The sequence below is a fragment of the Aliiroseovarius sp. S1339 genome (assembly GCF_023195695.1).
Taxonomy (GTDB): domain Bacteria; phylum Pseudomonadota; class Alphaproteobacteria; order Rhodobacterales; family Rhodobacteraceae; genus Aliiroseovarius.
The window spans coordinates 116073-135092 of record NZ_JALPQG010000006.1; the positions used below are offsets into that span (position 1 = coordinate 116073).

The window sequence follows — 19020 nt, forward strand, 5'->3', positions numbered from 1 at the left end:
AGTTCCACCAAATACCCCGTCTGGATCTTACCGTCCGCACGAGAAAGTTAATCACTGTTACATTAGCATTTAGGTTGAGTTTAGCGCGATTTAAAGTGCCGCAACAGCGTTTTCGCGTGCGGCATCCTTGAAATGCATCTGACGTCTTTTCCACCATTGAGATGTTTGGCGATGACGCCTAGATTTTCAACATGACCGACAAAACTGACCCGCTGCTTGCTGAGATTGCGCGCCGGCAGGATGATCTGATCACCCTGACGCAAGATCTGATCCGCATTCCTACACTGAACCCGCCGGGACGGGATTATCGGGCGATTTGCTCTTTCATCGCTGAACGCATGGGCGCGCAGGGCTGGCGTGTCGAAATGATCCGCGCCGAAGGCACGCCGGGCGACAGCGCCCAACATCCGCGTTGGAATGTGGTTTGTCGCCACATTGGGACTGCCACAGGCGACTGCGTGCACTTCAACAGCCACCACGACGTGGTCGAAGTCGGCCATGGCTGGACCAAAGACCCGTTCGGCGGCGAGTTGGAAGACGGCCGCATCTACGGGCGCGGGGCGTGCGATATGAAGGGCGGTCTGGCGGCCTCAATCATTGCGGCGGAAGCCTTCGTCGCGCTTTACCCCAACCACAAGGGCGCGGTTGAAATCAGCGCAACGGCAGACGAGGAGTCCGGCGGATATGGCGGCGTCGCCTATCTGGCCGAAAAAGGTTATTTCGACCCGGACCGCGTGCAACACGTCATCATCCCCGAACCGCTCAATAAAGACCGCATCTGCCTTGGTCATCGTGGTGTCTGGTGGGCCGAGATCGAGACCAAGGGGCGCATCGCGCATGGATCCATGCCATTCCTAGGCGACAGCGCGATCCGCCATATGGGCGCCGTGCTGGAAGAGATCGAGACGTATCTTTACCCGCTTCTCGCCACCAAACGCACCGATATGCCGGTCGTCCCCGAAGGTGCGAAACAGTCTACGCTGAACATCAATTCGATCCATGGCGGCGAGGCTGAACAAGACGTGGATTTCACCGGATTTCCCGCCCCCTGTGTCGCTGACCGCTGCCGCATCATCATCGACCGTCGCTTTCTGATCGAAGAGGATTTGAACGAGGTGAAGGCCGAGGTCCACCGGATGCTCGAAACCATCCGCGCCGAGCGTCCAAATTTCGAGTACGAGATCCGCGATATGCACGAGGTTATCCCGACGATGACCGACAAGGATGCCCCCGTGGTCACGTCCACCGCTGCCGCCATCGAGAAAGTGCTGGGCCAGCAGCCGTCCTATGTCGTCTCACCCGGCACCTATGACCAGAAACATATCGACCGGATTGGGCGGCTCAAGAATTGCATCGCCTACGGCCCCGGGATCCTTGACCTTGCCCACCAGCCCGACGAATGGGTTGGTGTCGACGACATGGTCGACAGCGCGGGTGTCATGGCCTTGGTGCTGAAAGAACTGCTTTAAACCGCAGGCGCAGCCGCTGGTGACAAAGCCCCTTGGCCTAGACCTCGATATTGTCGATCAAGCGCACATCGCCCAGCATTGCCGCGACCAGCAACCGGGCAGGTTTGCCCAGCGTCTTGAGGGGGGTCAGGTCGCGCGCATCGCGCAGCTCCAGATATTCAACCGCGTCAAATCCAGCGTTTTTTATCTGCGCCTTGGCACTGTCCAGCACCACGCGAATGTCCGCACCGCGACGGATCGCGCGCGCCGCCCGGTCCATTTCGGTCTTCAAAACGGGTGCAATCGCTCGTTGCTTCGGTGACAACCGGACATTGCGCGACGACATCGCCAAGCCGTCCTCTTCGCGGATGGTCGGGCAACCCAGCACCTCTGTCTCGATGTCCAGATCTTCGGACAAGCGGCGCACCAACAGCATCTGTTGGTAATCCTTTTCCCCGAAACAAGCGACGTCCGCGCGCGATTGGAGGAACAGCTTGGACACGACCGTCGCAACACCATCAAAGTGACCCGGGCGGTGTGCGCCTTCCAGGTCTTCAGTCAAACCTTTCACGCGCACATTGGTGGCAAACCCGTCCGGGTAAATCTGGTCCGGCGTGGGGACATACAGCGCGTCAATGCCGTAAGGGGCAAGCTTCGCGGCGTCCTCTTCTTCAGTGCGCGGATAGTTATCCAGATCGCCGGGATTGTTGAACTGTTTGGGGTTCACAAAGATGGTGACGATCACCCGGTCCGCGTGCTGTTTTGCAACCTCGACCAGTGACAGATGGCCCGCATGCAGCGCGCCCATCGTGGGCACGACGGCCACACGCTCGCCTTTGAATATCCAAGAGCGGCGCAGGGTGCGCAGGTCATCTTTCGTGCGAACAAGCTTCATGTCTTGGTAACCTCATCGGCAAACACATGCTCCGGGCCGGGGAACGTCCGCGCGCGCACCTCTTTTGCATAGGCTTCAATCGCTTTTTCGCCATCAGCCGCCAAAGTGCCATAACGCTTGGCGAATTTGGGCTTGAACGCGGTGAACAGGCCCAACATGTCATCGACCACAAGGATTTGCCCGTCACACCCGACCGAGGCACCGATTCCAATGGTTGGGATCGACAGCGCACGGGTGATTTCATCCGACAGGCTTTCTGGCACTTTTTCAAGCACGACCGAGAATGCGCCGGCGTCCTCAACGGCTTTGGCGTCCGCCAACACCCGCGCGCGATCTTCGCCGCGACCCTGCACTTTGTAGCCACCCAGCGTGTTGATCGCCTGCGGGGTCAGGCCCACATGCGCCATCACCGGGATCGACCGGCTGGTCAGAAAGCGGATCGTGTCCGCCATCGCCACGCCGCCTTCCAGCTTCACAGCCGCCGCACCGGTCACGCGCATCAGGCGGGCAGCGTTGCGAAAGGCTTGTTCGGGGCTTTCTTCATACGATCCAAACGGCATGTCGACGACCATCATGGCCTGCGTCAGCCCGCGTTTGACGGCGGCACCATGCAACTCCATCATCTCCATCGTGACACCAAGCGTATCGGGCAAGCCATGCACGACCATGCCGACGCTGTCGCCCACCAGAACGATGTCGCAATGCGCGTCCATCATCTGCGCGGTCGGCGTCGCATAAGCCGTCAAACAGACCAAGGGCGTGCCGCCTTTTCGCGCCCGAATGTCCGACGGTGTCGGCACCGTAATCTTTGCAGAAGCGCTCATGGTTTCTCCTCCCCTGATCCTCTTCTTTCGAGCACTATAATGCTGCATCGCAGAAAATCAAAGGGGAGTTGCCGCGACGGCTCCCCCTTGCGTTGAAAAAGAATCCCGCGTTTCATGGGGCTTGTCCCGCTTTTCGGGAAAGGAGGACCGACCATGACCAATCTGAAACTCACCGCCGCCGCTTGGGCGCTTATGGCGTCAACCGCGCTTGCCGGAAGCGACGCAATCACGCTTGGCATGGTGCTTGAGCCGCCAAACCTTGACCCGACCGGCGGCGCGGCTGCCGCGATTGACGAAGTGGTCTATGCCAACATTTTTGAAGGTCTGACCCGATTTGGCCCGGATGGATCGGTCCAACCCGGCCTTGCCAGCGAATGGTCGGTCAGCGACGACGGCCTGACCTATACGTTCAAACTGCGCGACGGCGTGACCTTCCATGACGGCACCACGATGGATGCGGAGGACGTCATCTTCTCGCTTGATCGCGCCCGCGCTGAGGATTCGACCAACGCCCAGAAAGCATTGTTCAAGGATATCGAGGCTGTCACTGCCCCCGACCCCCTGACGGTCGAGGTCAAACTGTCCGCCCCCAACGGCAACTTCCCGTTCAACATGGCTTGGGGTGACGCAGTAATCGTCGCGCCGGAAAGCATCGACAGCGCCGCCACTGCGCCCGTGGGCACCGGCCCTTTCACCTTCGTTGAATGGGCCAAGGGCGATCATGTGACCGTCGCGCGCAACGATGCCTATTGGGGCAACGCGCCCGCGCTGACCACGGCCACGTTCAAATTCATCTCGGACCCCAACGCCGCCTTTGCTGCGATGATGGCCGAGGACGTGGACGCCTTCCCCAACTTTCCCGCACCCGAAACCCTGTCGCAGTTCGAAGCGGACCCGCGGTTCAACGTGATCGTCGGCTCGACCGAGGGCGAGACGATCCTGTCGATGAACAACAAATCCGGCCCGTTGGCAGATGTCCGCGTGCGCAAGGCCATTGCCCACGCAATCAACCGGCAAGACATCATCGATGGGGCCATGCATGGCTATGGAACGCCCATCGGCAGCCACTTTGCCCCGCACAACCCGGACTATGTGGATTTGACCGGCAACTCTGCCTTCGACCCGGACATGGCGAAATCCCTTCTCGCGGACGCTGGGGCCGGGGGTCTTACGCTGCGTCTGATGCTACCCCCCCCCGCCTATGCTCGTCGCGGGGGCGAGATCATCGCGGCACAGCTTCGCGATGTCGGGATCAACACCGAGATTTCGAACCTCGAATGGGCGCAGTGGATCGAACAGGTGTTCAAGGGCAAGGATTTCGACCTGACCATCGTCAGCCATACCGAGCCCGCCGACATCAACATCTATGCGCGGCCTGATTATTACTTCCAGTATGACAACGCCGATTTTCAGGCGTTGATCGACAAGCTGTCGGTCACATCTGATCCGGCCATGCGCTCAGAGTTGAACAAAGACGCACAGCAGATGATCGCCGATGATTATGTGAACGGGTATCTGTTCCAACTGGCGAAGACCGGCGTCGCCAACGCGAAAATTCAGGGCCTGTGGGAAAACGCGCCCACGCAGGCCAATGACCTGACCGGGGTCAGGTGGTCGGATTAAGCCTTGATTGAAACACGAAAAAGGGCGTCCGCAGCGGCGCCCCTTTTCACGACTTCGCGGCGTTGGGGTTGGGCGTGATGCGTCGGTTCAACATCGCCTCGCGCCACGTGATGTAACTGACGGCGGCTATGATCACGCCCGCGCCTGCAACCACCCATATGTCCACCGGTTCGGCAAACAGCCACGCTCCCATCGCAGCGGCCCAGATGATCTGCACGAATGTGACAGGTTGCGTCACCGACACCGGAGCTTCGGCAAAGGCGCGGGTCATGGCATAGTGTCCGGCGGTCGCGAAAAAGGCGACCAAAACGAGCCATCCCAACTGGGTTATCGTCGGCGCGACCCAAACCACCCATGCCACAGGTGCCAAGCCAATGGTCACAGTGATTGACATCATCGCCACGACCACGGCGGCAGTGGTTTCCTGCGACAACCGCTTGGCGATCAGATACGACGCGCCAAGGAATATGGCGGTGAACACCATCGAAAGATGGCCCGGCCCAAGCTCGCGCAGACCCGGTCGCAAGATGATCAACACACCCAGAAATGCGAAGGCGACCGCGATCATGCGACGGGTCGAGAATGTCTCACCCAGAAACAGTGCGGCCCCCAACATCACATAGATCGGGTTCAGGTAGTTCATTGCCACGACTTCGGCCACGGTGATCTGCGTCATGGCATAAAACCAGCACAGCACCGCGCCGCAATGGACCAGCCCGCGCAGGGCAAACAGCCGCCAGATTTTGCGTGAAAACTGGGCGCGTCGCAACTGCCCCAGCGCTGGCAGCACAAAAGCCAATCCGAACGCGAAACGCAGAAACGCCGCCTGTGCGGAGGGCAACCCCTGCCCCACATGTTTCACCAGCGCGTTCATCAGAACAAAGAACAGCCCTGCCGCCAGCATCCACAGGATACCGTAGAGAGGGCGTTGATCTGATTGGGTCGCGAAGCTCATCCGGCGACCTGACCCGAGATTGCCGCCAAAGACAAGAGACCCCGGCGCGGGTTTCCGAGCCGGGGTCTTAATATTTCATCCGATGGGTCGGATTAGAGCTGGGCCAGAACCTCGTCGGTGGCCTCGAAATTAGTGGTGACGCGCTGCACATCGTCGTCATCCTCCAACGCATCCACTAAGTTCATCAGCTTTTGCATACCTTCCAGATCAAGCTCGGTGGTCATGTTGGGCTGCCAGATCAACTTGGTCGACTCGCTTTCGCCCAGCGCGGCTTCCAGCGCGTTCGAAACATCGTTCAGGTCGGTGTCAGCACAGACGATCCGGTGGCCGTCCTCAGAGCTTTCGCAATCTTCCGCGCCTGCCTCAATGGCGGCTTCCATCACGGTGTCTGCATCGCCAGCCTCAGCCGGGTAAGTCACTTCGCCTTTGCGATCGAACATGAACCCCACCGACCCGGTTTCCCCAAGGTTGCCGCCGTTCTTTGAGAAGGTCGAGCGCACGGTGGATGCCGTGCGGTTCTTGTTATCAGTCATTGCTTCGACGATCACGGCAACACCGTTCGGACCATAGCCCTCATACCGGATTTCGTCATAGTTCTCGGCGTCGCCACCGATGGCTTTGTTGATCGCGCGTTCAATGACGTCCTTGGGCAGAGACTGACTTTTGCCTTCTTTCACGGCCATACGCAGACGCGGATTTTTGTCAGGATCGGGATCGCCCATCTTGGCAGCTACGGTGATTTCTTTGGCGAGCTTTGAAAACAGCTTCGAGCGCAGTTTGTCCTGACGCCCCTTGCGATGCTGAATGTTTGCCCATTTTGAGTGGCCAGCCATGCGCCCTCCGATTTATTTCAAATATTGGTATGTTGCGCGGTTCAATACAGCAGGGTTTGGGGGGGCCGCAAGGGCGTTGCTGATCCCATGGTCACGCGCGTTCATCCTTGGACGATCCCATGACAACATGCGTCACGATTTGGTGCACCTGTGGCAGTGTGCCCAGCTTGTCGGTGTGAAAGCGCTTGTAGGCGATCAGGTCATCGGCCTCGACCCTCAGCAGATATTCGACCGTGCCGGTGATGTTGTGACACTCGCGCACCTCGTCATACAGCGCGACAGATCGTTCGAAACCTTCTTGCGCTGCCTTGGTGTGATCGGACAGACCGACGGTGACATAGGCGACAAAACCAACACCCATCGCGACCGGATCAAGCACAGCGCGGTAGCCTTTGATCACGCCGTGCCGCTCAAGTTCTTGCACGCGTCGCAGGCAGGCCGAGGGCGACAGGCCGACCTTATCCGCAAGTTCAGTGTTCGGCAGACGTCCGTCACGCAGCAATTCCCGCAATATCTGGCGATTTATTCGATCTATCTTCAACATTTATTGCAAATGAACCTTTCATAGCTGCAATAATGCAATCTTGCGGCGTCAAAATGCGGTAATTATTGCTTTCATGTCAATCGAACTTCTCTCGGCTTTCGTGGCCTTCGCCTTCGTATCCTCGATCACACCGGGGCCGAACAACCTGATGCTGATGGCATCGGGCGCGAATTTCGGGTTTCGCCGTTCGATCCCGCACATGTTGGGGATCGGGATCGGCTTTACCTTCATGATCGTGCTGGTGGGCGTCGGTCTGATGACGCTCTTTGACCTTTATCCGGTCAGCTACACGATCCTGAAAACCGGCAGCGTGATCTATCTGCTGTGGTTGGCATGGAAGATCGCAAATGCGGCACAACCCGGCACCGGTAAAGCCGGAGGCACGCCCATGACTTTCCTGCAAGCGGCCGCGTTCCAATGGGTCAACCCCAAGGCGTGGGCGATGGCCCTGACCGCGATCAGCGTCTATGCCCCTACTCGCGGCATATCGGCCGTCATCTTGGTCGCCATCATTTTTGGCATCGTGAACCTGCCTTCGGTTTCGGTCTGGACCATGCTAGGTCAGAAAATTCGCGTCATCCTGACCAACCCGGTACGCCTGCGGACGTTCAACGTGACGATGGCGCTGTTGTTGGTGGCGACACTTTTCCCCGTAATCTACGGGTGACGTTCCGGCCCACAGGCGGTAAGTCTTGAGCCATGACAACAGATCAAATCATCCTCTTTTCGCTTTTCGGTGCGGTGTTCGGCATGCTGCTGTGGGGCCGTTATCGCTATGACCTTGTGGCATTTACAGCCCTTATGTTGGGGGTCGTCTTGGGCGTTGTGCCAACCAAGGACGCGTTTTCGGGCTTTGGTCATCCGGCCACGCTGATCGTGGCGCTTGTGCTGGTGGTATCGGCCGGGCTGGTGCGATCTGGCGCGGTATTCCTTATCACCCGCACGATGGTTGATGCCTCGCGGTCGCTTGGGGCACATATCGCCCTTATGGGAGCCATTGGCGGCGTTCTGTCGGCGTTCATGAATAACGTGGCGGCTTTGGCTCTGCTTATGCCTGTGGATGTCCAGACCGCCCGCAAGGCTGGCCGAGAGCCGGGGTTAAGCCTGATGCCCCTGTCCTTTGCGACGATCCTTGGGGGCATGGTGACGCTGATCGGAACGCCACCCAACATCATCATCGCGTCCATTCGTGGCGAGGCGTTGGGCGAACCCTTTCATATGTTCGACTTTGCGCCGGTTGGCGGAGTGACCGCGATTGCCGGTCTGATTTTCGTTGCCCTGATCGGCTGGCGCCTGATCCCGCAGCCCGAAAACATCGAAAACGGCTCGGACCCGATGGAGGAATTCGGCCTGTATGTCGCCGAACTGGCCCTGCCCGAGGATTCGAAACATATCGGCAAGCGACTGAAAGACCTGCTTGAAACGGCGGAAAAGAATGACGTCGCGATCCTTGGCCTCGTGCGGGGCGGGAAACGCCGTTATGGCACCCAGCACGCAACCAAGCTGCAAGCGGGGGATGCGTTGGTGCTGGAAGCCCGGCCCGAGGCACTGGACGAATTTCGCGCAGCCCTAAGCCTGACATTCGCCGAAGCAGGCAACGAAGAAAAGCTGCGCGCAGAAGGCGACGGGCTGGCAAAGATCGAAATCGTGGTGCCGGAAAACGCGCGGATCGTCGGTAAAACGGCGCAATCCGTCGGACTGAACTGGCGACAACGGTCCGTCCTGCTTGGCATCTCGCGCGCGGGTAAACGGATCACCAAGCAAGTTCGCAAAACCGAAGTGCGCCCCGGCGACATCCTGCTTGTGCTTGTGCCACAGGGGTCCGAGGCCGATGTTACCGAATGGCTGGGCGGCCTGCCCTTGGCCGAACGCGGGTTGAAGGTAACGCGAGACGAAAAAGTCTGGCTCGCCATCGGCTTATTTGGCGGTGCAGTTGCCGCGGCAAGTTTCGGCCTTGTATATCTGCCCGTCGCTCTGGGACTAGTTGTCGTCGCCTACGTGTTGACCAAGATCGTGCCCCTGTCCGAGCTGTATACCCACATCGAATGGCCGGTCGTTGTGCTTCTGGGGTCGATGATCCCACTAGGCGCGGCGCTGCAAACCTCAGGTGGCACCGAATTGATCGCCGGCGCTTTGGTCGGGATTACCGAAGGCATGCCGGCGTGGGCAGTGCTGACTGTTCTGATGATCGTTACGATGACTTTGTCGGACGTGCTGAATAACACGGCCACCACCATCGTCGCCGCCCCTGTCGGCATCCAGATGGCGCAGACCCTTGGGAAGAACCCTGACCCCTTTCTGATGGCCGTCGCTGTCGCGGCAAGCTGTGCGTTCCTGACCCCTATTGGGCATAAGAACAACACACTGATCCTTGGCCCCGGCGGATACCGGTTCGGGGACTATTGGCGCATGGGTCTGCCACTTGAGGTTCTGGTCGTCGCCGTCTCGATCCCTGCCATTCTGGTGTTCTGGCCATTGTGATCCGCGCGGGATCGCCTAGAGCGGCCAGATGAATGGGATCAGAGCGGAGGCAAGAAGCCCAACCGACAAGTTCAGCGGAATACCCACCTTTAAGAAATCCGAAAACTTATACCCCCCCGGACCATAGACCAGCGTGTTCGTCTGATACCCGATGGGCGTGGCGAAACTGGCCGAGGCTGCCACCATCACAGCCACCACCAATGGCCGCGGGTCCAACCCCAACGCGTTGGCAAGACCGATTGCAATCGGCGTCACAACCACGGCGACCGCATTGTTTGACACAAGCTCGGTCAGGACAGAGGTTAGCAAGTAGATCGCCCAGATGATCAGGAACGGAGGCAGGTTGCCCAAAAGGGGCGCGACCCCTTCGGCGATCAGGCGGACAGCGCCAGAGTTTTCCAACCCGGCCCCGATGGCCAACATCGAAAAGATCAGAACAAGAAGGCGGCCATCGACCGACCCGAACGCCTCGTCCGCGTCGATGCACCGGGTCAGCAGGATCAACGCCACAGCAAGAATGGCCAGAAAGAAGATCGGGGCGACACCAAAACCCGCCAGAACCACCAACCCGACCAGCGCGCCAATGGCGATGGGCGCATGGCTGCGGCGATATTCACGCCCGGATGGTCGTGAGACATCCAGCAAGTTCATATCCTGCGCCAGCCTGTGAATATCCTCCGGCGCGCCTTCCAGCAGCAGGGTGTCACCAACGCGAACCACCAGATCGTCAAGCTGGCGCCCGATATTCTGGTTTTTCCGGTGCACGGCCAAGGGATAAACACCATAACGGCGGCGCAAACGCATCCGCCCCAACTGTTTTCCGACCATCCCGCAATCGGGGGTAATCAACACTTCAACCGTGGTCGTTTCGACCGCTGACACCTGATCAACACGTTTCAGGCTTTTGTCGCGTTGCAGGCTAAGAAGCTCGGTCATGGCTGTGCGCAGAACGACGCGGTCGCCGACCTGCAATGTCACACCTTCCAGATTGCGCCGCAGTGAAGCGTCGCCGCGGATCAAATCGACCAACCGCACGCCGTCGCGTTTGAACAGCTGCACGCCATTCACCTCGCGCCCGATCAAGTTGCTGTCCGGCGGGACAACAGCCTCGGTAAAGAATTTCTTGCGAGATCGGTCCGACAACAGCGTCGCCATGCTGTCGCGGTCTGGCAGAATCTTGGGGGCGATGAAGTAGATATAGAACATGCCCCAAGCAACCAGAGCGATGCCCAAAGGCGTGACCTCGAAGATCGTGAACGGCTCAAGCCCATTGGCGCGCGCCACACCATCGACCAGCAAGTTGGTGGATGTCCCGATCAGCGTCAGTGTGCCACCTAAAATCGCACCATAACTCAGCGGGATCAGCAATTTCGACGCCGAGCTGCCAATCTTTTTGGCAAGCTGTACAAAGACCGGAATCATCACGACCACCACCGGAGTATTGGACACGAAGGCGGACGCGACTACCACAAATCCCATCAAAGCCGACAGGGCCATGACAGGATTTTTCTCGGCCCGCCGTTCCGCAATCTGGGTAAACCAATGAAGCGCGCCGGTGCGCACCAAGCCCCCCATGACGATAAACATGGCGGCAATGGTCCACGGAGCGGGGTTGGACAGAACCGCCAGACCCTGTTCATAGTTCAGAATTCCGGTAATCAGCATGATCGCCACGCCGCCGACCGCCACGACCTCGGTCGGGAATGTCTCGCGCAGAAACATCACAAACATTCCAAAGACGACAAACAGCGACAGAACTGCCAGCATCGTATCGCCGAATTCAAAAAGACCCATCAGTTGTCCCCGTCAGGTTCATCACGACAGTCTTGCCCGGTGTGGACGCAGTCGGCAAGCGTGGTTTTTCGCAGGCTATGTGCTTTGCTGAATTAGATAGGGGGCAAGAACGGTGGCCGCACGCCCGACAGATCGGGTTAGCCGTGGTCTAACGGTGTCGATTGCGCCAGTCGTCCGCCCTCGCGGATCATCTGAACACGCGTGGCCTTGCCGGTCCGATCATCGGTTTCGATAAAAAGCCCCGACAACGTCGCCTCGCCCGCCGCGGGGGTGAACCGCGATTTTGACATACCGGTAATGAAACGGCGCATTGGTTCTTCTTTCTGCATCCCGATCACGCTGTCATAGTCGCCGCACATCCCCGCATCTGATTGAAACGCCGTGCCTTTTGGCAGAATCTGGGCGTCTGCTGTCGGGATGTGCGTGTGTGTGCCAACCACAATGCTGGCGCGCCCGTCGCACCAATGACCCATTCCCATCTTCTCGGACGTCGCTTCACAATGGATATCGACCAGCGTTGCCTGAACCGCGCCGCCAAGAGGGTGCCGCTTCAGAACCGCGTCGACGGCAGAAAACGGGTCGTCAAATGGCCGCTTCATGAAAACCTGACCCAGCGCCTGCATCACAAGGATCTTGCGCCCACGCGCATCTGTAAAGACCCGCGCGCCCGTTCCTGGACAATCTTTCGCATAGTTCAGCGGGCGGATAATCCGAGGCTCCTGTTCGCAGAATGTCAGCATCTCACGTTGGTCAAACGCATGATCACCAAGCGTGATCACGTCCGCGCCAGCCTCAAGAAACGTACGTGCGTGGGCGGCGGTCAGGCCCGCCCCGCCGGTTGCGTTTTCGCCGTTTACCACAACGAAATCCAGCTTCCACGCCTCGCGCAGCGCTTTCAGCCGCTCGGTCACAGCACGTCGGCCAGCGCGCCCCATAATGTCGCCAAGAAAAAGTATCTTCATGGCCCAAGCCCTAGGACGGAAAAGCAAAAAGGGCAAGTCAAAGCGTTTGGGTCAGACCCAATGCACGCCGCTATCAGTGACGATGGCATCCAGCCGCTGATCGGTTGGCTCTAACGGAACCGCCTCGACCTCTTGCGCACTGTATGCGTAACCGATGGCCAGAGTGGGGCGTTTGGCGCGCAGCCCTTCCAGCGTGCGGTCATAGAAGCCGCCGCCATACCCCAAACGCCCGCCTTTACGGTCAAACGCCAACAAGGGCACAATCAGAACTTCCGGGTCGACGAATTCAAGCTTTGCAGGAATGTAGGCACCAAATGCGCCCTCGGCCATCTCGCAATCTGGTGTCCATAGGGCAAAGCGCAATGGCTGGCCCAGCTTTCCAATCACCGGAACGCAAACCGGCCCATATGCAGCCATGGCCGCCATTACCGGCACGGGGGTTATTTCTGTGCGGATCGGCATGTAGCCGGACAGCACCTTGCCCTTATGCTGGGTCACAATCGACAACAGATGCGCAACACCAGCGGCAGACCGTGCCTCCCCATGCGCCTCTTTACGGCGTGCAAACGCGGCCTTGCGAGCTACCGCTTTCGTTTCCTTTAGGTCGTTCTGGTCGTTCATCAAAGAAGCATCACCGCTGCAAGTCCGAGAAAGGCAAAGAAGCCCACAACATCCGTGACCGTGGTCACAAACGCCCCCGAGGCAAGCGCGGGGTCGATATCAAGGCGTTCCAACACAACCGGAATGATAACGCCCGCCAGCCCCGCCACCACCAAATTCACGACCATCGCAATGGCGATCACGACGCCAAGTACGGGCGTTCCAAACCAAACCACGCCGACGATCCCCATGACGACCGCAAAGATAAGCCCGTTGATCAGCCCGACGGCGGCCTCACGACGGATCACCCGCCAGACGTTCGCCGAGGTCAGGTCTTTCGTGGCCAGTGATCGCACCGCGACGGTCAGCGACTGGGTACCTGCATTGCCCCCCATTGAGGCCACGATTGGCATCAACACCGCCAGCGCCACAAACTGCGCTATCACTTCCTCAAACTGCGCAATCACCAGTGAGGCCAAAATCGCCGTCACAAGGTTAACCGCCAACCACGGAAAGCGGCGTTTGGTGGTGTCTATCACACGGTCTGACAGGCTGCTTTCGCCAACCCCAGCCAGACGCATAATGTCTTCTTCATGTTCTTCATCCAGAATGACCATCGCGTCGTCGATGGTGATCACACCGACAAGGCGGTCATCTGCATCGACAACGGGCGCTGAAATCAGGTGATATTGGTTGAACGCATAGGCCACTTCGCCTTCGTCCTGCAGAACCGGGATGGTGCGGAAGCTTTCTTCCGCAATCTCGGTCATCTTGACGCTGCGCGCGCTGCCCATCAGTCGGCCCAGCGTGACATATCCGGTTGGGCGCATTCGCGGGTCGACGAGGATGACGTGATAAAACGTCTCGGGCAGGTCATCTTGATCTCGCAGGAAATCAATAGTTTGCCCAACATTCCAATATTCCGGCGCAACCACGAGTTCGCGCTGCATCAAGCGGCCAGCGGATTCCACGGGATAGGACAGTGATTGTTCGACAACGACCCGGTCGTCGTCATCCAGCGCGCCCAGAACCGCCTCGGTCTGCGGCGCGTCAAGGTCTTCGATCAGGTCGACAACGTCGTCGGTTTCCAGATCACGGACGGCTTCCGCCAGCACGTCGGGCAACATCGCGCCGACGATCTCTTCGCGCAGGCCTTCGTCAAGTTCTGACAGGATTTCGCCGTCAAGTTCTCGCCCATATAGGCGCACTAATGCGACGCGTTCTTCGTGGCCCAACTGTTCCAGAAGGTCGGCAATGTCAGCCGCGTGCACCGGTTCCAAAGCCTGAACCAGGGCGTCTGCATCTTCGGCTTCCAAGGCTGCAAGAACTGGTTGGAACACGTCCTTATCCAGTTCGTAGTCACCTTCTTCGGGCGCATCGTCGCTTAGTTGATCGTCCAGCATCACGCGGCCCTCCGGGTTGGTCAGCGCGAACATAGGACAAGGTGGACACCAATGGAACCGCAAGAAACCCATTGCCACGCTAAATCTCGGGTCATAGTCTGGCCGCTGGCTTTCAAGCGAGGCAAGAAATGGACCTTCTTCTGGGACAGACGATCAGTTTTTCGGCGGACCCGTTCAAGCGACCGTTGGCGGACTGCGTTAAGCATGAACGGTGCGGTGGCCTGGTGATCGAAAATGGCAAGATTGCGGATATCGGGACGGCAGACAATCTGCGGGCTAAATATCCGCAAGCACGCATTACGAACTATGGTGATGCGTTGATTTCGCCCGGCTTTGTCGACGCCCATGTTCACTATCCGCAGACGGCCATTATCGCCTCTTGGGGCAAGCGGCTGATCGACTGGTTGAACAGCTATACCTTTCCCGAAGAAAGCCGGTTTGGCGACGCGAACCATGCAACCGAAATCGCCGAGACCTATTTCGACCTTGTCACCGCGTCCGGCACCACGACCACGGTCAGCTATTGCACCATCCACCCCGAAAGCGTCGAGGCCTATTTCACGGCGGCTTCAAAGCGTGGATTACGGGTTCTGGGCGGCAAGACCTGCATGGATCGCAACGCGCCGGACAACCTGCAAGACACGGCCCAAAGCGCCTATGACGACAGCAAGGCGCTGCTTGAGCGTTGGCACGGACAGGATCGCTTGTCTTACGTGATCACGCCGCGGTTTGCGCCGACATCAACGCCCGAGCAGTTGGAGGCGCTTGGCGCTTTGTGGGCGGAAAACCCTGACCTTCTGATGCAAACCCATATCAGCGAACAGCATGAAGAAATCGCGTGGGTCGCCGACCTGTTCCCGGATGCGAAAGACTATCTGGACGTCTACGAACGCTTTGGTCTTTTGGGTCCCGGCGCGCTTCTGGGGCACGCCATCCACCTGACCGACCGCGAACGCGACCGCATTCGCGAAGTGGACGCCAGCTTGATCCACTGCCCGACCTCGAACATGTTCATCGGCTCTGGGCTGTTTGATATGGATGGTTTGATGGAACAGGGGCACCGTATCGGCCTTGCGACCGATACGGGCGGAGGGTCGTCCTTTTCCATGCTGCGCACAATGGCGGCAGCTTATGAGGTGGGCCAGTTGAGCGGCCATCCACTGCACCCGGCGCAGCTGTGGTGGCTGGCAACCGAAGGATCGGCGCGTGCGATCCGCATGCACGACAAGATCGGCACTCTTGCACCGGGAACCGAAGCAGACCTTGCGGTGATCGACCTGGCTTCGACACCAGCCATCGCCCAGCGCACAGCGCGCGCCGGGGATATTTGGCAAGCGATCTTCCCCACCATTATGATGGGTGATGATCGGGCGATCAAAGCCGTCTGGACCAACGGCAAATGTCTTAAAAGCTGACCAGGGCCACGCCGAACAGAACAAATACCGCTCCGGCCATTTCCTGCCGTGACAGGCCTTCGCCAATGACGAAGGCATAGGCCAGCACCAGAAGGGATTCGGTGGCGATGATCGCGATATAGGCCAGCCCAAGCTCGACCTGCCTTAACAACAGCACTTCGGACACAACAGTGCCCGCCAGAACGGCGACAAGAAGCGCAAGCGGTAACAGTGCGAAACCATACGAAAAATGTTTCATCAAAACGGTCGAGACGCCGTAACCAAGCGCCGCAGCCAGTGCTAAAAATGTTTTGTCACTCATTACGGAAAGCATGGGGGACCCATCCTTCCTGCGGTAATATCCGCATGTGAGAGGTTTAAAATAAACCTTACATTAACAGATTTTGCCGCTTCCTCAAAATGCCCCTGTCAGCACCCTAATCGCGAAGCCGCGCCGCCAGCAGATTCTGATCCTCGATCACACGCGGTAAATCAATCGTTGTAATCTGCCCTGCCCGCACGACCTGTCGCCCTTCGACAAACAGGTCGCGGACCCGACGCGGACCTGCCAAGACCAGAGCCGCTGGATCCCAACTGCCCGCGCTTTCCAACCCGGACACGTCCCAAATCGCAATATCAGCGCGTTTTCCCACGGCGATTTGCCCGCAATCGTGACGCCCCAAAACCTCGGCCCCGCCACGGGTGGCGATGCGCAACACCTCGCGCGCGCTCATCTTGTCGGCCCCAAAGGCAACGCGTTGCAGCAACATGGCATGGCGCGCTTCGTCCATCAGGCTGCCAGCATCGTTCGAGGCTGATCCGTCAACGCCCAACCCAACCTTAACGCCCGCGTCCCGCATTTGGCGCACAGGCGCGATCCCAGATCCAAGTCGGCAATTTGAACAGGGGCAATGGGCCACACCCGTGCGCGTATGTGCAAATAAATCAATCTCAGCCCCATCCAGTTTTACGCAATGGGCGTGCCAAACATCGTCCCCGACCCAGCCGAGTTCTTCGGCATATTGACCGGGGCGACAGCCAAACTGCGCCTGACTATAGGCGATATCTTCGTCATTCTCAGCCAAGTGAGTGTGCATCATCACGCCTTTGTCGCGCGCCAGCAGTGCGGCGTCCCGCATCAGGTCACGACTGACAGAAAAGGGCGAACATGGTGCCACACCGATGCGCAGCATCGCGCCCTCGGACGGGTCGTGGAAGGCGTCAATCACACGGATGCAATCCTCAAGTATCTTGCTTTCCTTTTCGACCAGCGCGTCAGGTGGCAGGCCGCCATCGCTTTCACCAATCGACATCGCGCCGCGTGTGGGGTGAAACCGCAGGCCAACCTCGCGCGCGCCTTCGATCGTGTCCTCAAGCCGGGCGCCGTTGGGATAAAGATACAGGTGATCAGAGCTCATGGTGCAGCCGGACAAGGCCAGTTCGGCCAGCCCGACCATCGCGGACACCCGCATTTCATCCGGGCCAAACCGCGACCAGATCGGATAGAGCGTCTGAAGCCAGCCGAACAACAGCGCATCCTGCCCACCCGGCACGGCCCGCGTTAATGTCTGATAGAGATGGTGGTGCGTGTTCACGAGGCCCGGCGTCACCACGGCACGGGTGGCGTCGATGACTTCACCTCGTTGTTCCAAGCCCGCGCCGATCTCGGTGATCACACCATCGGTGATCCGAATGTCTGTTGACGACAGCTCGCGGCTATCATCATCCATTGTCAAAACGGTCTTCGCATTGCTAATTAGATATTCCATGCTGTCTCCTTCCGCCCATTTCGGTGAGACAAACTTGGCGACGACAGAAAGGGCAAAGGACTCGCGCGCAGTCAGTCTGCCACGAGCATTAGCGGTCGCACAACAGTCTTAAGAAGCGACCTCAGCTTGGACTAGCGCCTGCAATGCGGCCGCATGTATTTGGGGATTAGCCGCCGCGACGGCGCGACCGCCCTGATGCACTGGACCGCCTTCCCAATTGGTGACGACGCCGCCTGCAGCTTCTATCACTGCCATCGGACCCTGAATGTCATAGGCCTGCAATCCCGCCTCGACGACCAAGTCGATCTGCCCGGCGGCCACAAGCGCATAAGCATAGCAGTCCATCCCATATCGGGTCAGTTTAACCTGCTGGGAAAGCTTGTGGAACGCCCGCCCTTCGTCCGCCGTGCCAACCTCCGGAAAGGTGGTGAACAAGATCGCCTCGGACAGATCACGCGGCGCGCATGTTTTCAGTGGCCGGGACCCGTGCGGCCCGTCAACGCGTGCCTCGCCGAAGCCGCCGATAAAGCGTTCGCCGATGTAGGGTTGGTCAATAATGCCAAGCTGGGGGCCGTGGTCGTCGCCGACCGCAATCAGAACACCCCAAGTGGGCGTTCCCGACAAAAAAGCGCGCGTGCCGTCGATCGGATCAAGCACCCATGTCAGGCCGCTTTCGCCAGTCGTTCGGCCAAATTCTTCACCATGAATGGCGTCTTGCGGGCGCAACCGGGCCAAAACTTCGCGCATCGCGCGTTCGGCGGCGCGATCGCCTTCAGTCACCGGATCAAACCCTTCGGCAAGCTTGTTGTCTGCTGTCAGATTATCGGCGCGGAAATAGGGTAAAACGGCTTTGCGCGCCGCATCAGCCAAGGCTTCTGCTGCGCGCAACAATTCTTGTTTCGTGTCTTTGTCCAGATCGGTCACTGTCACGCCTCCGCAGCAAGTTAAATGCGCGGTAGCAGGGCAACCGGTCTTGCGTCAAGCTTATGCGACGTCAGACAGAACACGGGCCAGTTCGAACAGCCGGCGGCGTTGATTGTCGGGAATGGCATAATAACTGCGCACCAGTTCCAGCGCTTCCTTATCCTGCAGAATGTCACCGGGCAGGGCATTTTGCGTATCCGCATCGGGTTTGCTTTCCAAACCTTCGAAAAAGAAACTGACCGGCACGGAAAGTGCTGCCGCAATATCCCAAAGCCTGGATGCCGAGACGCGGTTCATACCTGTTTCATACTTCTGGATCTGCTGGAATTTGATCCCAACTTTTTCAGCCAACTGCTGCTGCGTCATCCCCACCATCCAACGGCGATGACGGACCCTTTTACCAACATGGACATCCACCGGATGTTTCATTTAACCACTCCTCGTTACTAGATTGTATTACGGAACCACTGATCACGTGACGGCGAGTTCGCTCAACCTGTCTTTTTGGTTAGCTTCGCCACAGAGAATGAAAAACTAATTAATAACAACACTATAACCACTTCAAACTGCG

The 19020-nt window shown here is 58.7% G+C and carries 18 protein-coding genes; 5 read left to right on the plus strand and 13 right to left on the minus strand.

Going from position 1 to position 19020, the window contains the following annotated elements; genetic code table 11:
* Positions 1–191: 191 nt before the first annotated feature.
* The gene (locus MUY35_RS10490; RefSeq protein ID WP_248367677.1) at positions 192–1469 is read left to right on the plus strand and encodes an acetylornithine deacetylase/succinyl-diaminopimelate desuccinylase family protein; all 1278 of its coding nucleotides are present in this window, start codon (positions 192–194) and stop codon (positions 1467–1469) included.
* 37 nt (positions 1470–1506) lie between these two features.
* Here the strand turns inward: MUY35_RS10490 and panC are convergent, their stop codons facing one another.
* Complete coding sequence (gene panC / locus MUY35_RS10495; RefSeq protein ID WP_248367683.1) at positions 1507–2343, minus strand: pantoate--beta-alanine ligase; 837 nt, start codon at positions 2341–2343, stop codon at positions 1507–1509.
* The gene (panB, locus tag MUY35_RS10500) at positions 2340–3167 is read right to left on the minus strand and encodes a 3-methyl-2-oxobutanoate hydroxymethyltransferase (RefSeq protein WP_248367686.1); all 828 of its coding nucleotides are present in this window, start codon (positions 3165–3167) and stop codon (positions 2340–2342) included. Before panB ends, panC begins: the two co-directional genes overlap by 4 nt.
* A 153-nt stretch (positions 3168–3320) precedes the next feature.
* On the opposite strand from panB, the gene MUY35_RS10505 reads away from it, so the two are divergent.
* The gene (locus tag MUY35_RS10505) at positions 3321–4790 is read left to right on the plus strand and encodes an ABC transporter substrate-binding protein (RefSeq protein ID WP_248367688.1); all 1470 of its coding nucleotides are present in this window, start codon (positions 3321–3323) and stop codon (positions 4788–4790) included.
* A 46-nt stretch (positions 4791–4836) separates the two neighbouring features.
* Here MUY35_RS10505 and MUY35_RS10510 read toward each other — a convergent pair whose 3' ends face one another.
* The 3 genes from MUY35_RS10510 to MUY35_RS10520 form a co-directional block, all read right to left on the minus strand.
* The gene (locus MUY35_RS10510; protein ID WP_248367691.1) at positions 4837–5745 is read right to left on the minus strand and encodes a DMT family transporter; all 909 of its coding nucleotides are present in this window, start codon (positions 5743–5745) and stop codon (positions 4837–4839) included.
* A 92-nt stretch (positions 5746–5837) separates the two neighbouring features.
* A complete protein-coding gene (locus MUY35_RS10515; protein ID WP_248367700.1) occupies positions 5838–6578 on the minus strand; it encodes a YebC/PmpR family DNA-binding transcriptional regulator in 741 nt (246 codons plus the stop codon).
* Between the two features lie 91 nt (positions 6579–6669).
* Positions 6670–7122 (minus strand): Lrp/AsnC family transcriptional regulator, encoded by a 453-nt coding sequence (locus MUY35_RS10520; protein WP_248367703.1) that lies wholly within the window; start codon positions 7120–7122, stop codon positions 6670–6672.
* Positions 7123–7195: 73 nt separating this feature from the next.
* Here MUY35_RS10520 and MUY35_RS10525 point away from each other — a divergent pair, with 73 nt between their 5' ends.
* Together MUY35_RS10525 and MUY35_RS10530 are read left to right on the plus strand one after the other, a co-directional pair.
* The gene (locus tag MUY35_RS10525) at positions 7196–7789 is read left to right on the plus strand and encodes a LysE family translocator (protein ID WP_248367705.1); all 594 of its coding nucleotides are present in this window, start codon (positions 7196–7198) and stop codon (positions 7787–7789) included.
* Positions 7790–7821: 32 nt separating this feature from the next.
* Complete coding sequence (locus tag MUY35_RS10530) at positions 7822–9603, plus strand: SLC13 family permease (protein ID WP_248367707.1); 1782 nt, start codon at positions 7822–7824, stop codon at positions 9601–9603.
* Between the two features lie 15 nt (positions 9604–9618).
* Here the strand turns inward: MUY35_RS10530 and MUY35_RS10535 are convergent, their stop codons facing one another.
* From MUY35_RS10535 to mgtE, 4 genes are all read right to left on the minus strand, one after another.
* Entirely contained in the window at positions 9619–11397 is a 1779-nt protein-coding gene (locus MUY35_RS10535) for an SLC13 family permease (protein WP_248367716.1), read from the minus strand.
* 137 nt (positions 11398–11534) lie between these two features.
* Positions 11535–12359 carry a TIGR00282 family metallophosphoesterase gene (locus MUY35_RS10540; protein WP_248367718.1) on the minus strand — a complete coding sequence of 275 codons (825 nt, stop codon included), beginning with the start codon at positions 12357–12359 and terminating at the stop codon, positions 11535–11537.
* A gap of 51 nt (positions 12360–12410) precedes the next feature.
* Entirely contained in the window at positions 12411–12980 is a 570-nt protein-coding gene (locus MUY35_RS10545; RefSeq protein WP_248367720.1) for a 5-formyltetrahydrofolate cyclo-ligase, read from the minus strand.
* The gene (mgtE, locus tag MUY35_RS10550) at positions 12980–14362 is read right to left on the minus strand and encodes a magnesium transporter (protein ID WP_248367734.1); all 1383 of its coding nucleotides are present in this window, start codon (positions 14360–14362) and stop codon (positions 12980–12982) included. The genes MUY35_RS10545 and mgtE overlap by 1 nt, the downstream gene beginning before the upstream one ends.
* A gap of 128 nt (positions 14363–14490) precedes the next feature.
* Between mgtE and guaD the strand changes: the two genes are divergently transcribed.
* Positions 14491–15777 carry a guanine deaminase gene (gene guaD, locus MUY35_RS10555; RefSeq protein ID WP_248367736.1) on the plus strand — a complete coding sequence of 429 codons (1287 nt, stop codon included), beginning with the start codon at positions 14491–14493 and terminating at the stop codon, positions 15775–15777.
* On the opposite strand, the gene MUY35_RS10560 is transcribed toward guaD, so the two are convergent.
* From MUY35_RS10560 to MUY35_RS10575, 4 genes are all read right to left on the minus strand, one after another.
* Complete coding sequence (locus tag MUY35_RS10560) at positions 15767–16078, minus strand: 5-aminolevulinate synthase (protein ID WP_248367738.1); 312 nt, start codon at positions 16076–16078, stop codon at positions 15767–15769. The two genes, guaD and MUY35_RS10560, sit on opposite strands and share 11 nt — an antisense overlap.
* Before the next feature lie 115 nt (positions 16079–16193).
* Positions 16194–17525 (minus strand): 8-oxoguanine deaminase, encoded by a 1332-nt coding sequence (locus MUY35_RS10565; protein WP_248367740.1) that lies wholly within the window; start codon positions 17523–17525, stop codon positions 16194–16196.
* Positions 17526–17633: 108 nt separating this feature from the next.
* Positions 17634–18440 (minus strand): histidinol-phosphatase, encoded by an 807-nt coding sequence (hisN, locus tag MUY35_RS10570; protein WP_248368209.1) that lies wholly within the window; start codon positions 18438–18440, stop codon positions 17634–17636.
* A 69-nt stretch (positions 18441–18509) separates the two neighbouring features.
* Entirely contained in the window at positions 18510–18878 is a 369-nt protein-coding gene (locus tag MUY35_RS10575) for a helix-turn-helix transcriptional regulator (protein WP_248367751.1), read from the minus strand.
* Positions 18879–19020 lie beyond the last annotated feature (142 nt).

Excerpts from the sequence above, each read along its gene's own strand:
- MUY35_RS10575 (WP_248367751.1), bottom strand. The coding sequence starts at position 18,878 with ATGAAACATCCGGTGGATGTCCATGTTGGTAAAAGGGTCCGTCATCGC.
- panC (WP_248367683.1), bottom strand. The coding sequence starts at position 2,343 with ATGAAGCTTGTTCGCACGAAAGATGACCTGCGCACCCTGCGCCGCTCT.
- MUY35_RS10510 (WP_248367691.1), bottom strand. The coding sequence starts at position 5,745 with ATGAGCTTCGCGACCCAATCAGATCAACGCCCTCTCTACGGTATCCTG.
- MUY35_RS10515 (WP_248367700.1), bottom strand. The coding sequence starts at position 6,578 with ATGGCTGGCCACTCAAAATGGGCAAACATTCAGCATCGCAAGGGGCGT.
- MUY35_RS10490 (WP_248367677.1), top strand. The coding sequence starts at position 192 with ATGACCGACAAAACTGACCCGCTGCTTGCTGAGATTGCGCGCCGGCAG.
- MUY35_RS10520 (WP_248367703.1), bottom strand. The coding sequence starts at position 7,122 with ATGTTGAAGATAGATCGAATAAATCGCCAGATATTGCGGGAATTGCTG.
- MUY35_RS10540 (WP_248367718.1), bottom strand. The coding sequence starts at position 12,359 with ATGAAGATACTTTTTCTTGGCGACATTATGGGGCGCGCTGGCCGACGT.
- MUY35_RS10505 (WP_248367688.1), top strand. The coding sequence starts at position 3,321 with ATGACCAATCTGAAACTCACCGCCGCCGCTTGGGCGCTTATGGCGTCA.
- MUY35_RS10560 (WP_248367738.1), bottom strand. The coding sequence starts at position 16,078 with ATGAGTGACAAAACATTTTTAGCACTGGCTGCGGCGCTTGGTTACGGC.
- mgtE (WP_248367734.1), bottom strand. The coding sequence starts at position 14,362 with ATGCTGGACGATCAACTAAGCGACGATGCGCCCGAAGAAGGTGACTAC.
- MUY35_RS10545 (WP_248367720.1), bottom strand. The coding sequence starts at position 12,980 with ATGAACGACCAGAACGACCTAAAGGAAACGAAAGCGGTAGCTCGCAAG.
- MUY35_RS10525 (WP_248367705.1), top strand. The coding sequence starts at position 7,196 with ATGTCAATCGAACTTCTCTCGGCTTTCGTGGCCTTCGCCTTCGTATCC.
- MUY35_RS10530 (WP_248367707.1), top strand. The coding sequence starts at position 7,822 with ATGACAACAGATCAAATCATCCTCTTTTCGCTTTTCGGTGCGGTGTTC.
- MUY35_RS10535 (WP_248367716.1), bottom strand. The coding sequence starts at position 11,397 with ATGGGTCTTTTTGAATTCGGCGATACGATGCTGGCAGTTCTGTCGCTG.
- guaD (WP_248367736.1), top strand. The coding sequence starts at position 14,491 with ATGGACCTTCTTCTGGGACAGACGATCAGTTTTTCGGCGGACCCGTTC.
- MUY35_RS10565 (WP_248367740.1), bottom strand. The coding sequence starts at position 17,525 with ATGGAATATCTAATTAGCAATGCGAAGACCGTTTTGACAATGGATGAT.
- panB (WP_248367686.1), bottom strand. The coding sequence starts at position 3,167 with ATGAGCGCTTCTGCAAAGATTACGGTGCCGACACCGTCGGACATTCGG.